Genomic DNA, 14,338 nt, shown 5'->3' on the forward strand with positions numbered 1-14,338 from the left:
AATCCACTCATTGGCGGGAGGGGGTTGCCGACCTGTGAACGATGCAGATGCACACAATGTGCCGAAAAAACCGGCCCGTTGCGTTGAGGTTCATAGACCGTCAAGGATCATAGCCGAGCCCGCTGCCCTCGTTGAAGAAGGGGCGCGAGGGCATTGGCGACAGAGTTCGACATACCGCAGCGACTCCTTTCGTAGGATTTTTTCCATCATTCCTCAATTTCCCGCGCGAGCAGCCGAAGTCTTCAGTAACAAAGTGAATTGTCCGACGATCTCTTCCTTAAAAGAAGACGTCGCACCCAGGATCGGGTTCAACAATACCGTTTACGGCTGCCAATAATTCCGCGAGTCCTCTGCACTGCGTGGGTTACAAGAAAATATGGAGCGCGGATGAACATCAAACAGAAGTTGACATGGGCTTTTGCAATCATCGCCTGCTTGCCCGTGGTACTGGTCGCCACGCTGGTGGTGCTGAATCTTCGCGGTGACGCCAAGGACGATTTCGTCGACGGCAGTGGCCGTGAGATTCGCCAGGTCGCCAACGCCATGCAGTTGTTTTTCGACGGTATCAGCCAGAACGTCGAGTACCTGGCGAACCAGCCATTGGTGAAAAATGCCGATGCCAGCGTGAAAAGCCGCGTCAGCGCTGATGCTGCCCAGATTCCCGATACCGAAATCGACACCAAGCTGTTTGAACTGTTTTCCGCGCTGGCCGCCAGCCATCCAGCTTACGCCTACGTGTCCTACGGCCTGTCCAGTGGCGGTTATGCGTTCTGGCCGGGCGACGCAAAAATGTCCAACTACGACCCGCGCATTCGCCCCTGGTACAAGACGGCCATGGCCAACCCGGGCAAGACCGTGCGCACCGAGGCCTATTACTGGGCAGGCGATGACGCCGTGCTGGTGAGTACTGTTCGTGCCGTGGCCAATCAGTTGGGTGCCCAGGGTGGCGTGGTCAACATCGACGTATCGCTCAAGCAACTCACCGAGATCGTCAAGCAGATCAAACTGGGTGAAACCGGTTACCTGATGCTGCTGGAAAACAACGGCACCGTGCTGGTGGACCCGAAGCAGCCAGAACATAACTTCAAGGCCTTGGGCAGCCTCGGCGACGGTTACGCGCAACTGGCCAAGGCCGGCAAAGGACTGGTCGAGGTGGAGCTGAACGGCGAGCGCTACATGGCCAATGTGTGGCCGTCCGAGCAACTGGGCTGGACCTTCATCGGCCTGATCAAGCAAAGCGAAGTCATGAGCTCCGCGACCCAACTGACCTGGTTGATCGCAATCATCGCTGCCGTGCTGGCCGTGCTGTTTGCCGTAGTCGGGGCCAGTTTCGCCAGCCTCATCGTACGCCCGATCCGCAGTGTGGCCAGTGGCCTGGAAGGTATCGCCCAGGGTGAAGGCGACCTGACCCGGAGCCTGCAAATCCGCGGCCGCGATGAAACCGCGCAACTGGCCAACTGGTTCAACCAGTTCCTGGCGGCAATTCGCAACCTGATCCAGAGCATTGGCGGCGCCGCGAGCAAGATCCTCGACACCTCCAAGAGCTCCACGCAGGTGTCCCACGACATGGCCGAAGCGGCCGGGCGCCAGCGTGAAGCCGTGGACATGGTTTCCACCGCGTTCCACGAAATGGTCGCCACCGCCAACGAAGTCGCACGCTCCTGCAGTCAGGCCGCCGAATCGGCCGACAGTGGCCAGCGCCAGGCCCATGAAGGTCAGTTGCAGATCGACGCGGCGGTCAATAGCGTGGATCGCCTGAGTCAGGAAATCGAACAATCGGCGCAATCGATGCAACAACTGGAACGTGACAGCAACGACATCCAGTCGATTCTCGGGACGATTCGTTCGATTGCCGAACAGACCAACCTGCTGGCGCTCAACGCCGCCATCGAAGCGGCCCGGGCCGGTGAGCAGGGTCGCGGCTTTGCGGTGGTGGCCGACGAAGTGCGCGCGCTGGCCAAGCGTACCGCCGACTCCACGGCGGAAATCGACGGCCTGCTGGGCAACCTCGCCAAGCGCACCAGCGAAGTGACGCAACAGATGCATGCGAGCCTGGAAGTGTCCCAGCAATCTGTCACCCGCATCGGCGAAGCGCGTAGCAGCTTCGGGCAGATTCGTGAGTCGGTGGACGTGATCCGAGACATGAACACCCAAATCGCCACGGCGGCAGAAGAGCAACATCAGGTGGCCGAAGATATCAACCGCCACATCAGCCAGATTCATGGCGATGCGCAGTTGGTGGCGGAACTGGCGAACTCGGCGCGGCTCGACTCCCAGAGCCTGGCAGGGCTGTCCAGTGAGCTGGATGGGTTAGTGCGCAGGTTCAAGACCTGATCTGAACCGGGGTGACCTATCGCGAGCAGGCTCCGGGCGGCGTTCCGACGATTGGCGTTTACTGGCGGAACAACTCCCCTGGGGTAAATCCGAACAACCCTTTGAACGCCGCGATAAACGCCGATGTGGAGTCATACCCACAGGCCAACGCGGTGTCGGTCACACTCGCGCCCTCCTCCAGCAGGCTCAACGACGACAGCAATCGCATGCGCTGGCGCCAGCCGCGAAAGCTCAAGCCGGTTTCGCGCTGGAACAGGCGCGTCAGGGTTTTCTCCGACGTCCCCAAGCGTAGCGCCCATTGCTGCAACGTCACGTTGTGCTCGGGACTTTCGATCAGCTCGTTGCACAGCCCCAGCAAACGCTCATGGCGCGGCAACGGCAATGAAAAACCGACTTCCGGCAGGCTGGCCAATTGATCCAGCAGCACACTCACCAGCCGCGCCTGTGGGCTGTCCCCCTGTGGATACTCCACAGGCAGTTGGCAAAAGCTCTTGATCAACTCCCGCGCCAACGGCGTCACCTCCAGCACCCGACACCGCTCCGGCGCCCACTGGCAGTCTTCGCGGCGCACATACAGGCTGCGCATCTCGGCGCGCATCGACGTCACGACCTGATGGTCAAAATCCGCCGGAATCCAGATCCCCCACTGCGGAGGCGCAAAGTAACTGCCCTCGGCGGTGTGCACGCCGAGAACGCCGCTGATGGCGTAGGAGAATTGCACCCAGTCATGGCGGTGGGACGGGGTCCAGGAACCGGCGTTGAGGCTTTCGACCCGGGCGTAGAGGGGGCGTGGCAAAGCCCCGAGGACTGGAATGGTGCGTTCCAGGGTCAGTTGTCCGTTGGACGGCATTCAGGGGCCTTGTGTAGATGGGCAGGTGGTAGATGGACAGTAGGGCAAGTGCCTTATCTATTCAACACCACCAATCAGCGTGGGACCTGGTTTTAACAGATCGTCCGGTCAACGTTCGATGATCGCCGTCACGCCTTGCCCACCCGCCGCACAGATCGAAATCAGGCCCCTGCCCTTCCCGGCCGCATCGAGCAATTTCGCCAGGTTCGCCACAATCCGCCCACCGGTCGCCGCGAACGGATGCCCTGCCGCCAGCGAGCTGCCCTTGACGTTGAGCCGGCTGCGGTCGATAGAACCCAGCGGTGCATCCAGGCCCAAGCGGGTCTGGCAGTAATCGGCATCTTCCCAGGCTTTCAGGGTACAGAGCACCTGCGCGGCGAACGCCTCATGGATTTCGTAGTAATCGAAGTCCTGCAGCGTCAGACCATTGCGCGCGAGCAGACGAGGCACCGCGTACACCGGCGCCATCAGCAAACCTTCGGCGCCGTTGACAAAATCCACCGCGCCGGCCTCGCCATCGCGCAGGTAAGCCAGGATGGGCAAGCCTCGTTCCCTGGCCCACTCCTCACTGCCCAGCAGCACCAGCGACGCACCGTCGGTCAACGGCGTCGAGTTGCCCGCCGTCAGCGTCCCCTTGGCGCTCTTCTCGAAGGCGGGTTTGAGTGAAGCCAGTTTCTCCAGGCTCAGGTCCGGGCGCAGGTTGTTGTCGCGGGTCAGACCGAGAAATGGCGTCATCAGGTCGTTATGCCAGCCTTCGGCATAGGCGGCGGCCATTTTGTGATGGCTCTCCAGCGCAAGCTGATCCTGCTCGGCGCGCGGGATGCTCCAGGTCTGCGCCATTAATTCACAGTGCTCGCCCATGGAAAGGCCGGTGCGCGGCTCGCCATTGCGGGGGAAACTCGGGGATGAGATGGCCGGGACGCAATTGCAGGAACGTCTTCAGTTTGTCGCCCATGGTTTTGCCGCGATTGGCTTGCAACAGGATCCGGCGCAGCCCCTCGTTGATGCCGATGGGCGCGTCGGACGTGGTATCGACCCCGCCGGCAATGCCGCAGTCGATCTGGCCCAGCGCGATCTTGTTGGCCACCAGCAATGCCGCCTCCAGGCCAGTGCCGCACGCCTGCTGAATGTCGTAGGCCGGGGTGGTCGGCGACAGCCGCGAGCCGAGCACACATTCGCGGGTCAGGTTGAAGTCGCGCGAATGCTTGAGCACCGCACCGGCCACCACTTCGCCCATGCGCAGGCCGTGCAGGTTGAACCGTTCGATCAGGCCCTCAAGCGCCGCCGTGAGCATCGACTGATTACTCGCAGTGGCGTACGGCCCATTGGAACGGGCGAAAGGAATGCGGTTACCACCGATGATCGCGACGCGACGAGTCATGAAAAGCTCCTGATGAAATATCTCGACATAGAACCGAATCCCCCTGGACAGCCCCGTAACGCCCTGGAAATGCCTGGGGCGAAACGGCCTATCCTGTCCAAGCGTAGGCCTTATCCCGGGAATCGAACGACCGATTGCCATTCGTGGTCCACACTTTGAACCCCAGCTACCGGAGCGCGTTCCATGTCTGACCGCTATATCGACTTTGCCAATTCGTCCATCGGCCATCGACTGGTTGGGGCCCTGGGTCTGCCGTCGCCGGTACGGCTGGAGCGCTGGCAAGCTGGCCGGCTTCGGCCGGTCGAGGGCGCACTGCTGATCGGCGGCGGGCCACTGGCGCAGAAAGTCAGTGCTTTCGCCAATCGCCTGACCGATGCCATCTACAGCTATGGCACCGGGCCTTCGTTGGCGACGGCGTGGATCCCCGGCCACGGCCCGAAACTCAAGGCGGTGGTGTTCGATGCCACTGAGCTGGTGCACACCGACGCCTTGAAGCAGTTACGTGAGTTCTTTCAGCCGATCATGAAGAACCTCGACCACAGCGCTCATCTGGTGATTCTCGGGCGCGCACCGCAGGATCTGCGCGATCCGTTTGCCGCCAGCGCACAACGGGCTCTTGAGGGCTTCAGCCGTTCACTGGCCAAGGAGCTTCGCAGTGGAGGCACCTTGCAGTTGATTCAGGTTGGCGAAGGCGCCGAGGATCAACTGGAAGGCCCGCTGCGGTTTTTCCTCTCGCCCAAGAGTGCATTCGTGTCCGGCCAGGTGATCCGCTTGAATGCCTGCGATACCCCCGTCACCGACTGGACGCGGCCATTGGCGGGGCGCAAGGCTCTGGTGACGGGCGCAGCGCGGGGCATTGGAGCCTCGATTGCCGAAACCCTGGCCCGAGACGGTGCCGACGTCATTCTCCTGGATGTCCCCCCTGCCAGGACCGATCTTGAAGCCCTGGCTTCGAGGCTTGGCGGACGCAGCATTACCCTGGATATCTGCGCCGAAGATGCCGCCGCGCAATTGATGGAACAGTTGCCTGACGGGGTCGACATCGTGGTGCACAACGCCGGCATCACCCGGGATAAAACCTTGGCCAACATGACTCCGGAGTTCTGGGATGCCGTGCTTGCGGTCAATCTCAATGCCCCTCAGGTGCTGACCAAGGCCCTGCTCGACAGCGGCACGTTGCGAGACAACGGCCGGGTGATTCTGCTGGCCTCCATCAGCGGCATTGCCGGCAATCGCGGCCAGACCAACTACGCAGCGAGCAAGGCCGGCTTGATCGGTTTGGCGCAAGCCTGGGCACCGTTGCTGCATGAGCGTGGGATCAGTATCAACGCGGTGGCGCCGGGCTTCATCGAAACCCAGATGACGGCGCACATTCCCTTTGGCTTGCGCGAAGCGGGCCGGCGCATGAGCTCGCTGGGCCAGGGCGGCTTGCCGCAGGACGTGGCCGAGGCGGTGGCCTGGCTGGCGCAGCCCGGCACGGGTGCGTTCACAGGACAGGCATTGCGGGTCTGCGGCCAAAGCGTTCTGGGGGCTTAACGATGATGACCGACTGGAACACACTCGACCGTGAACCCAACCTGCCAGGGTTGTATGCGCGGGCCGCCGTGCGACGCAAGATCACGGGCACCACATTGCCAGGCACCGGGTTGCGTTGCTGGGTCGATGTCGATGCCAAAGCGCTGGCCGAGTACCGCCGCGTCTGCGGCTTTGCCGACAGTGGATTATTGCCGCCGACGTACCCACACATCCTGGCGTTTGCATTGCAGATGCAACTGCTCACGGACAAGGCATTTCCCTTTCCGTTGCTGGGGCTGATTCATTTGAGCAATCGCATTCGTGTCTTTCGCCCTCTGGGTGGCGTGAGTCGCGTTCGGGTCGGCGTGCACGTGGAGAACCTGCAACCTCATGCCAAGGGGGCAACCTTCGAGCTGGTGACGACGCTCGACGACCAGTTGGGGCCGCTGTGGCAAGCGCAAAGCCAAATGCTGTGTCGCGGGGTGAAACTCGAAGGCGAGCCGGTGGAACATGAGCTGCAGACCACACGGGTGCAAAGCGAAGTGACCCGCTGGAAAGCGCCGGCGGACATTGGTCGCCAGTACGCCAGGGTGTCCGGCGACTACAACCCGATTCACCTCAGTGCCGCGAGCGCGAAACTGTTCGGCTTTCCCCAGGCGATCGCCCATGGGTTGTGGCTCAAGGCTCGTACGCTTGCCGCGTTGGCGGAGCATTTGCCGGCGGCAAACATCGAGATCAGCGTGCAGTTTCGCAAACCGGTGCGACTGCCAGGCGATGTGTTCCTGCTCGCCAGTGCGGCAGGTTCCAGTGGTGAGTTCCAGTTGCTGGGTACTGGGGATCTTGAACACATGGCCGGCCATTGGCAGCCGATCGCCTGACGCGATTATCGCTCGTTCGCGATGGAACGAGCGGCCAGCAAACCTGTATCAGCAGGCCAGTATCCAAGGTGTTAATACCAATTGGAGAATGGCGCACCAGAGACCTTGCGACTTTCATGTAAACAACGGACGAAGGCTTCGCCGCCCACACGAACGGTGAGCTATCGACCCCACGACGTTGTTACAGATGCAAGGAATCTCTCCATGAAAAATCCAGCATGGTGTAAATCGGCAACAGCCCTGGCCCTCATCCTTTCGTTGGGCCTTGGCGGTTGCAGCAGTGGCGGTGGCGGTCATCACAGCAGTTCCGGCAGCAGTTCACCCGATAGCTCGGCCAGTGCCGGGGCAGGTGGTGGCGGTACAGGGGATGGTTCAGGCGGGAGTTCGGGAGGCGGATCAGGCGGTTCGGGCGGAACGCCCCCGTCGGCCGGTGCGCCGCTGGTGACCACCACGCTGGTTCAGGATGTCGGCACCACGGTCAGTGGCCTTGGCGATGGCGTGGGACAGATCGGCGACTCGCTGAGTTCGGTTCCGGTAGCCGGCGGTGTGGTGCAAAGCGTCGCCAACACGGCCGGCAATGTGGTGACCACGCTGGGTGATGGCGTGGCCAATGGCGTGGGTAAACTGGGCACCGATCCGAACGGGCTGGGTGTCACCGCTTCCGCCGTGGGCGGTGTAGTGCAGGATGTGGGTAATGGCGTTTCCGATGTCAGCGGCAAACTGACCACCGCTACCAGCAGCATTCCGGTAGCGGGTGGCGTGGTGACTCGGGTCGCACCGGTGCTCGATGGCGTCGGCCAGAAGGTCACCATGCTCGGCGACACCTTGAGCACCGTCACCACCAGCGGTCCGCTGAGGTCGGTGACCCGGGAAACCGGCGACGCACTCGTTCCGGTCATCGCCCTGGTGGAAAACACCACCCAAAACGTCGGTGATGCCACGGGTCTGGGTGCTCCGCTCAAAGGTGCAATCAAGCAAGTCGGCGACACTGTCAACGGTGTGGGAGATCGCGTAACCGATGCCGGTGGCGGCAACGCGGTGACCAACACCCTCGGGAATGCCTTGAGCAATACCGGGACCGCGGTCGGCAAGTCCGGCGGCCTGGTATCCAATGGAACGGGCTCGGGAACGGGTGGTAATGGGCTGTTTGAAACCGTGGGCGGCGCAGTGGTCAATCTCGGCCAAGGCCTGAACGGCGGCAACGGGGTGATCAATGCCGCCGCCAACAACGCGGTCGCAGGCGGCAATCTCGTCGCCAGCGTGGGCGGCGCATTGGGCGGTTCGGGTATTGCCAACACCGGACCTACCGCACCATTGGCCACGGTGGGCAGCAACCTCGGCACCGCGCTTGGTCCGGTGGTCGGAACCGTCAGCGGGGTCACGCAAAATGTGGGCGCGGCCACGGGCATAGGCGCCCCGGTCGCCGGCCTCACCAGCCAGGCGGGTGGTGCAGTCGCGAACCTCGGCGGGGCTATTGTCGCCAGCAATTCCAATCCGGTCGGCACGTCGCTCGGCAACACCGTGACCTCGTTGGGCAATACCGTCACCGCTGCGGGCGGGCTGGTCAATGGCGGTACTGCAGGGGGTGGCCTGGGTAGTCTGCTGAACAATCCATCACGTTAGCTGCCGTCAGCGGCGCAAGACGTCACCGATGCCTTGCGCCGCTTTCCCGCACTATTTGGAACGATTGAACAGGGAACGTTTTATGCGCGTAGCCGCGTCACTGCTTCTACTCAGCCTCGGTACCTGCGCCCTCGCAGACACACTTCCCGGCTTCCTCAACAGCAACGACACAATCCGCAACCTTCCCGTTCCCAACCTGCCGGCCGATGCCTACCGTCCGACCGCGGCCCCCTTGCAGGTGCCGGATCCCGGTGCGGCCCAGGCCCAGCCACTGCTGATGAGCACCAAGGTCACAATCAAAACCCTGCAGATCGAAGGCGGGACGATTTATCCACTCAGCGAGCTGGCCGCGTTGTACCAGCCGTTGCTTGGCCGGGAAAGCAGTGTCGCCGACCTGATCGAAGCCACGCGCAGCATCACCCGCCGTTATCAACAGGACGGCTATTTGTTGTCCTACGCCTTTCTGCCTCAGCAAAGCTTCGATAACGGCGTGGCACGTGTGGTGCTGGTGGAGGGTTACATCAAGGATTACCAACTGACGGGCGACGTCGGGCGGGTCAAGGGCCTGCTGGACAAGCTGGTGGCCAAACTCCAGGCGCAACGGCCCCTGACGCGCAAGACCTTTGAACGCTACACCACACTGATGAGCCGCATTCCCGGCGTGACGATGCAAGCCCAGGTGCCACCGCCGGGTACCACCGACGGCGGGGCTTACCTGCTTGTCCAGGCCAGCCGTAAATCGTTCACCAGCAGCCTCAACGCCACCGAAGACAACCGTAACGGCACCCAGGCATTGCTCGGCATCAGCAGCAACTCGCACACCGCCATGGGTGAACAACTGAGTCTCAGTGGATTATTCCCACCGGGTGCTGACCACGAGCATTACTACCGCGTCGACTACAATCAGTTCCTTAATGCCGAGGGCACGCAACTGGCGTTATCGGCCTCGCGTTATCGCGCCGACCTCGGCACCAACGTGCAGTTGGATAACGGCATCGAGCTCAAACCCAACCGGGAAAATGACCGCTACTCCATCGGCTTCAGCCACCCGCTGACTGCCGGTCCCAACGAACTGCTCAGTGCTGGTGCGCGGTGGTATGCGGTCAACGACAAGACCCGATACAAGGTTGTCGGCCTGCCGCTGAGCCTGGAGCAACGCAGTGATATTCGTGCCCTGGCCTTCGAGAGCGACTGGCGCAAGGCCGATCAGACACAACTGCGGATTCTCAGCGGCGGGCTGTACCAGGGCATCGATAGCATGGGCGCGAAGACCAACAACGCCGACCTCGACCTGGACTTCTTCCGCGTGCGTTTGTCGGGGGTGCAAAGCGACCGGTTTTTCGAGCATTGGCAGGGCGTGGTGTCCGCCGCCCTCTATTGGAGCGACAACACCTTGCCCGAGAGCGAACGTGCGGTGTTTGGCGGGCAGAACTTCGGCCGAGGCTATCCCGACGACCAGGCTTCCGGTGACAAGGGCTGGGGCGTGGCCTACGAGCTGAACTACAGCTACAACCGTGACGCGACCTGGGTGAGGATTGTGCAACCCTATGTGGTGCTGGACCGCGCCCGGACCTGGTTCAATGAGCTGCCGGTCAAAGGCAACGATCTGTCCTCGGCGGCGTTGGGCGTACGATTTGGCGATGCGAAGTACTACAACATCGCGCTGGAAGCGGCCAAGCCGATGTCGGAAAAGGCGCTGGATACGCTCAATCGCAAGCCACGGTACAGCATCAGCTTCAGTTATCAGCTGTGACGGCTACCGCCCCGTTCCTGTTTTCTGCAGGAGCCCCCTCCTGCAGATACTGGCGCCAGGTGTCAGTGGGTTGTGTCTTTCTGGCGAACCGCAGACACGTTGGGCGACAACGCCAACGCGAGTTGCGTACGGTTATGCATGTGCGTCAGGCGCAACACCTGTGAGACGTACAATTTCACGGTGTTTTCGGTGATCCCCAATTCGCAGGCGATCTGGTAATTGGTCTGTCCCTTGCCAACCAGCCGCGCCACTTCCAGTTGCCTGGGTGACAACGGGTTGAAAATCGCCGGGACCTCTACCCCATCGGCATCGCTCGGATGAACGTCGCTGCTCGGTGGCATCGGCGAGTCATGACGGATCTTGTCCAGATCCTGATAAAGGTCGTTGATCGACGCGCAGAGGTACTGCAACTTTTGGCTCAACCGCCCCAGTTGCACATGCTTTTGCCGCTCTTGAAGGGCCATCTCCCGACGCTGGACCCCTTCGAGCATTTCCGCCAGGTTGATCGGCTTCTGGTAGTAGTCGGCAATTCCGACCCGCAGGGCCTTGATCACATCCTGCTTTTCCGCACGCCCCGTCAGCATGATTGCCTCAAATGCCCGATCCTTGCCGGATAACCGTTGCAGCTCCCGGACCAACTCGATGCCATCCAGGCCGGGCATGTGCAAATCACAAAGCACCAGACCGACTTCCGTGTCTCCAGTGAAGCGCTCGACAGCCTCCTGGCTCGACTCACAAGGCACACAGCGATAGCCGCTGTCCTCCAGAAACTCGCAAACCATCTCGACAATCATCGGTTGATCATCGACTACGAGGATTTTCACGGGCGACACAGACTTGTTCAATGGCAACTCCCTTCCAGGCCAGGGCTGACCACTTCTGTACAATCCTTCATTGGCTGTACAACTACTGTTTTGAAAGTAGACGCACTTGTGTCCTCTGTCATACACCGCCCGGCGATTGGATCCACAGGGATCAATCGACGTGCGCGCCTGCCCGCTCCGCGTGAGCGACCGCTTGCTTGACGCTTTCGTCCAGACAGCCCGAACACGCCCGTAAGCCTTTGACTTGTCACAAGCCAGACTTTTGGCGCGAGTGATGGCCAATCTGCATCAGCCAGATCTGACACTCGGGATACGCATCAACCGCAGCAGCACCGTCCGTCGCGTGCGCAAGGCTGTCATTATCCTCAGATCGCCCAGAACAATGAAAAACCGGTAGGAGCGAGCTTGCTCGCTCCTACGGGTAGTGGGTGCGCCGCGTTAACGAGGCGGGTAATTGGCGAGGATGTTTTTGACCGTGTCGTGTATCGCCGTACTGCGATCCGACGGGTTCGGTGTGCGGCTCAGGATCTGTTCATCACTGCCGCGCCACACCAGTTTGCCGTCCTTGCCGTCGAGCATATCGATCTGGATGGTCGCCACTTTGTAGGTGATGTTGCGCGTCTCGTTGTACATCGGCCCCCCCCAATAGCCGTTCCATGGGTTGCCCCAGGTACCGCCATAGTTGGTGGTCACCTGTTGCTGGCGATCTTCGACGATGAGGTAGGTTTGCACCTGCACATCGCCCTTGCTGCCAGCCGCCGCCGTGCGCAAACCGCGCTGATCCAGTTGGTCGGTCACTGCCTCACGGATGCGCTGCTCGGTCAGGTCGCTCTTGATTCTTGGATCGTCAGGGCGATATTGCAGGACGGGATCTTTCCAGCTCCAACTGCGATAGGCCGCGAAATCGCGGCTGGCGTCGAAGTCATGGTTGACCTGATTGGCGGCGCACGCACTGAGGAGTGCGGCCACGGCCAGAACAGCGAGACGGCGGAACATGATGATTCTCCGGTTGAAGACATGAACCTGCGGAACGCTTCTTATTATTGCAGAAGCTAACTGGGAGGATACGCCGACATGGCTTTTTCCACAGCTTCGCGGATGGCGTCGGCCTGCGCGCTCTGACTGCTCTTGCTACTGGTTTCAGCGCTGGAACTCCAGACTGGCTGACCGCTTTGCGCATCGAACAGATCGACCTGCACCACCACAACCTGCTCGGAATAGGTGCGTACGATTGGCACCGTGTTGTACATGCCGTAGCCGCTGCCATAGTGGTTGTAGCTACCATACCCGCCGCCGTAGTAGCCGTAATCGTCACGATACTGACGCAAGCGGGTTTCCAGGTGCAGATTAGCGCTGACGAACAGGTCCGCCGCACGATTGTCATGCAACGGGCGCAAGCCACGTTGATCCAGGGCATTGCTCACGGCTTCGGCCACCTGTGCGGAGTCCGCCCACGCCGTGCCTGGCGGCAACGTCCCGTTGAGCCAGGCCCAACTGCGGTAACGTCCATAATCGCGCGGCGCTGCCGGATACGCACTACGGTCGAACGTCGTGGCTGCCTGCGGTGGTGCCGGTGGCAAGGGCCTGGAACTGGCCACATACGGATTGGTGCCCTGGCAGGCAGCCAGGCCCAGGAACATCACCAGCAATCCCAAGCGACTTATCATGTTGTGCTCCGATCAAATCGGCCGGCAAATCCAGTGCAGGTAACGCCCAAGCCCGGCGAAGCTCGGGTGACGTCGGTGGGCCAACTCCATTTCCAGCAAGTCCACCAGTTCGGCACGGGCCTGGAATTCCACAGGCATATAGTCGTGGAAAACCCGCACCCCGCTCTGTGTTTCGACCTGCCAGAGGCCTTCAAGTTGCGCCGCCAATTCCCGCGGATCAAGAGGTTGCTGCGGGGTCAGGCTTTGCTTTTCTCCGGCCATGTCGTTCTTGCGCATTTTGCGGAAATGCCCCTTGAGCAGGTTACGGTAGATCAGCGCATCACGGTTGTAGAAGGCCAGGGACAACCAGCCGTCCGTGCGGGTTAACTGATGCAGCACCGGCAAAATCGCATGAGGCTCGGCCAGCCATTCCAGCACGGCGTGACACAGCACCAGGTCGTAGGGTTCGGTGAGCTGGCCGAGCAACTCCTGCCACGGCGCCTGAATGAACGCTGCGCTCTGCCCTGCCTCGGCAAACCGTTGGCGGGCACCTTCAAGCATGGGCTCGGCGGGTTCCGCCAGTGTGACGTCGTGCCCGCGCTGGGCCAGCCACAAGGACATGTGCCCCAGTCCGGCACCGATGTCCAGCACCCGCAACGGCCGGTCGGGCAAGGTTTCGGCCAAGTCGGCCTGCAGCACCGCCAGACGAATTGCGCCCTTGGCCCCGCCGTAGATTTTTTCGGCAAAGCGGGTCGCCAGTTGATCGAAATGACGATCGCTCATCAGCTGAACCTCCGCTCACTGTCGGCCAGCTTGCTGCGCACCACTTCGTTCATGTCCAGCCCCAACTCGCTGCACAGCAGCAGAAGATACAGCACGATATCCCCGACCTCCTGCCCGGCATGGGCGAGTTTGTCCGCAGGCAACTGGCGTGACTGGTCTTCGCTCAGCCACTGGAAGATTTCCACCAGCTCGGCCATTTCCACGCTCGCCGCCATGGCCAGGTTTTTCGGGCTGTGAAATTGCCGCCAATCGTTGCGGTCACGGATGGCATGCAGGCGTTCGGTCAGTTCAACAAGGTTCATCGGGCTCTCCTGAGGACGTATAGCTTCGGGGGGATAACCCATGAAGGCAAGTTTCTTGCGCCATACTCAAAACGATCCGGCTACGGAACTCGCCGCAGTACTCCGTGGCCCAAGGCTCAACCACTGACATCAGGACGTTCACGACATGCAGGTAGAAAGCTTTTTCGAATGGCTGGGCCAGGCGCTCGGTTCGGTCATCCGCTTTATCGTTGACGCCCTCAGCGGTCTGTTCAATCTGTTGAGCAATGCCGGCGGCAATTTCGTCGAGGGTTTGTCCCGCACCCTGGGCATGGACACCTCGATTGTCAGCATCATTGCCCTGATCGTGGGCTTGATGCTCTTGTGGTCGGCGATCCGGGCGTTCATGAACGCGTCGATCATCATGGGGATCATCTGGTTGTTGTTGGGGTTGTGGCTGTTGAGCTGGATCATCCACTAGCCACGAGCAG

General features: G+C 61.3%; 12 protein-coding genes and 1 pseudogene. 6 read left to right on the forward strand and 7 right to left on the reverse strand.

Features of this window, described 5'->3' with window-relative positions:
- Positions 1–387: 387 nt before the first annotated feature.
- Positions 388–2,334, forward strand: coding sequence for a methyl-accepting chemotaxis protein (locus AB4N33_RS18690; protein WP_460118404.1), 1,947 nt, complete (start codon positions 388–390; stop codon positions 2,332–2,334).
- 58 nt (positions 2,335–2,392) lie between these two features.
- Here the strand turns inward: AB4N33_RS18690 and AB4N33_RS18695 are convergent, their stop codons facing one another.
- Together AB4N33_RS18695 and AB4N33_RS18700 are read right to left on the reverse strand one after the other, a co-directional pair.
- Positions 2,393–3,184 (reverse strand): AraC family transcriptional regulator, encoded by a 792-nt coding sequence (locus AB4N33_RS18695; RefSeq protein WP_476457970.1) that lies wholly within the window; start codon positions 3,182–3,184, stop codon positions 2,393–2,395.
- A gap of 108 nt (positions 3,185–3,292) precedes the next feature.
- A pseudogene (locus AB4N33_RS18700) lies at positions 3,293–4,565 on the reverse strand (acetyl-CoA C-acetyltransferase).
- A gap of 183 nt (positions 4,566–4,748) precedes the next feature.
- Here AB4N33_RS18700 and AB4N33_RS18705 point away from each other — a divergent pair.
- From AB4N33_RS18705 to AB4N33_RS18720, 4 genes are all read left to right on the forward strand, one after another.
- The gene (locus AB4N33_RS18705; protein WP_476457971.1) at positions 4,749–6,101 is read left to right on the forward strand and encodes a 3-oxoacyl-ACP reductase; all 1,353 of its coding nucleotides are present in this window, start codon (positions 4,749–4,751) and stop codon (positions 6,099–6,101) included.
- A gap of 2 nt (positions 6,102–6,103) precedes the next feature.
- Positions 6,104–6,958, forward strand: a complete 855-nt coding sequence (locus tag AB4N33_RS18710) for a MaoC family dehydratase (protein WP_476457972.1) — start codon at positions 6,104–6,106, stop codon at positions 6,956–6,958.
- Between the two features lie 204 nt (positions 6,959–7,162).
- Positions 7,163–8,581: a collagen-like triple helix repeat-containing protein gene (locus AB4N33_RS18715; RefSeq protein WP_476457973.1), complete on the forward strand. Its 1,419-nt coding sequence runs from the start codon at positions 7,163–7,165 to the stop codon at positions 8,579–8,581.
- An 82-nt stretch (positions 8,582–8,663) separates the two neighbouring features.
- Positions 8,664–10,334, forward strand: a complete 1,671-nt coding sequence (locus AB4N33_RS18720) for a ShlB/FhaC/HecB family hemolysin secretion/activation protein (protein ID WP_476457974.1) — start codon at positions 8,664–8,666, stop codon at positions 10,332–10,334.
- A gap of 62 nt (positions 10,335–10,396) precedes the next feature.
- Here AB4N33_RS18720 and AB4N33_RS18725 read toward each other — a convergent pair whose 3' ends face one another.
- The 5 genes from AB4N33_RS18725 to AB4N33_RS18745 all read right to left on the reverse strand — a co-directional run bounded on the left by AB4N33_RS18725 (position 10,397) and on the right by AB4N33_RS18745 (position 13,889).
- Entirely contained in the window at positions 10,397–11,179 is a 783-nt protein-coding gene (locus tag AB4N33_RS18725; protein WP_476457975.1) for a response regulator transcription factor, read from the reverse strand.
- A 417-nt stretch (positions 11,180–11,596) separates the two neighbouring features.
- On the reverse strand, positions 11,597–12,154 hold the full coding sequence (locus AB4N33_RS18730; protein ID WP_476457976.1) for a DUF4136 domain-containing protein: 558 nt from the start codon (positions 12,152–12,154) through the stop codon (positions 11,597–11,599).
- 56 nt (positions 12,155–12,210) lie between these two features.
- Positions 12,211–12,825: a DUF4136 domain-containing protein gene (locus tag AB4N33_RS18735; protein WP_476457977.1), complete on the reverse strand. Its 615-nt coding sequence runs from the start codon at positions 12,823–12,825 to the stop codon at positions 12,211–12,213.
- Between the two features lie 12 nt (positions 12,826–12,837).
- Positions 12,838–13,587, reverse strand: a complete 750-nt coding sequence (locus tag AB4N33_RS18740) for a methyltransferase domain-containing protein (protein WP_460118424.1) — start codon at positions 13,585–13,587, stop codon at positions 12,838–12,840.
- Positions 13,587–13,889: a MazG-like family protein gene (locus AB4N33_RS18745; protein WP_150634531.1), complete on the reverse strand. Its 303-nt coding sequence runs from the start codon at positions 13,887–13,889 to the stop codon at positions 13,587–13,589. Before AB4N33_RS18745 ends, AB4N33_RS18740 begins: the two co-directional genes overlap by 1 nt.
- A gap of 145 nt (positions 13,890–14,034) precedes the next feature.
- Between AB4N33_RS18745 and AB4N33_RS18750 the strand changes: the two genes are divergently transcribed.
- Complete coding sequence (locus tag AB4N33_RS18750; RefSeq protein ID WP_460118426.1) at positions 14,035–14,328, forward strand: hypothetical protein; 294 nt, start codon at positions 14,035–14,037, stop codon at positions 14,326–14,328.
- Positions 14,329–14,338: the final 10 nt, after the last annotated feature.

This window comes from Pseudomonas sp. S1_E05, assembly GCF_056337105.1.

Bases quoted from the DNA above. Each gene is read 5' to 3' on its own strand.
- AB4N33_RS18730 (WP_476457976.1), bottom strand. From the start codon at position 12,154: ATGTTCCGCCGTCTCGCTGTTCTGGCCGTGGCCGCACTCCTCAGTGCG.
- AB4N33_RS18735 (WP_476457977.1), bottom strand. From the start codon at position 12,825: ATGATAAGTCGCTTGGGATTGCTGGTGATGTTCCTGGGCCTGGCTGCC.
- AB4N33_RS18715 (WP_476457973.1), top strand. From the start codon at position 7,163: ATGAAAAATCCAGCATGGTGTAAATCGGCAACAGCCCTGGCCCTCATC.
- AB4N33_RS18690 (WP_460118404.1), top strand. From the start codon at position 388: ATGAACATCAAACAGAAGTTGACATGGGCTTTTGCAATCATCGCCTGC.
- AB4N33_RS18750 (WP_460118426.1), top strand. From the start codon at position 14,035: ATGCAGGTAGAAAGCTTTTTCGAATGGCTGGGCCAGGCGCTCGGTTCG.
- AB4N33_RS18695 (WP_476457970.1), bottom strand. From the start codon at position 3,184: ATGCCGTCCAACGGACAACTGACCCTGGAACGCACCATTCCAGTCCTC.
- AB4N33_RS18720 (WP_476457974.1), top strand. From the start codon at position 8,664: ATGCGCGTAGCCGCGTCACTGCTTCTACTCAGCCTCGGTACCTGCGCC.
- AB4N33_RS18745 (WP_150634531.1), bottom strand. From the start codon at position 13,889: ATGAACCTTGTTGAACTGACCGAACGCCTGCATGCCATCCGTGACCGC.
- AB4N33_RS18740 (WP_460118424.1), bottom strand. From the start codon at position 13,587: ATGAGCGATCGTCATTTCGATCAACTGGCGACCCGCTTTGCCGAAAAA.
- AB4N33_RS18705 (WP_476457971.1), top strand. From the start codon at position 4,749: ATGTCTGACCGCTATATCGACTTTGCCAATTCGTCCATCGGCCATCGA.
- AB4N33_RS18710 (WP_476457972.1), top strand. From the start codon at position 6,104: ATGATGACCGACTGGAACACACTCGACCGTGAACCCAACCTGCCAGGG.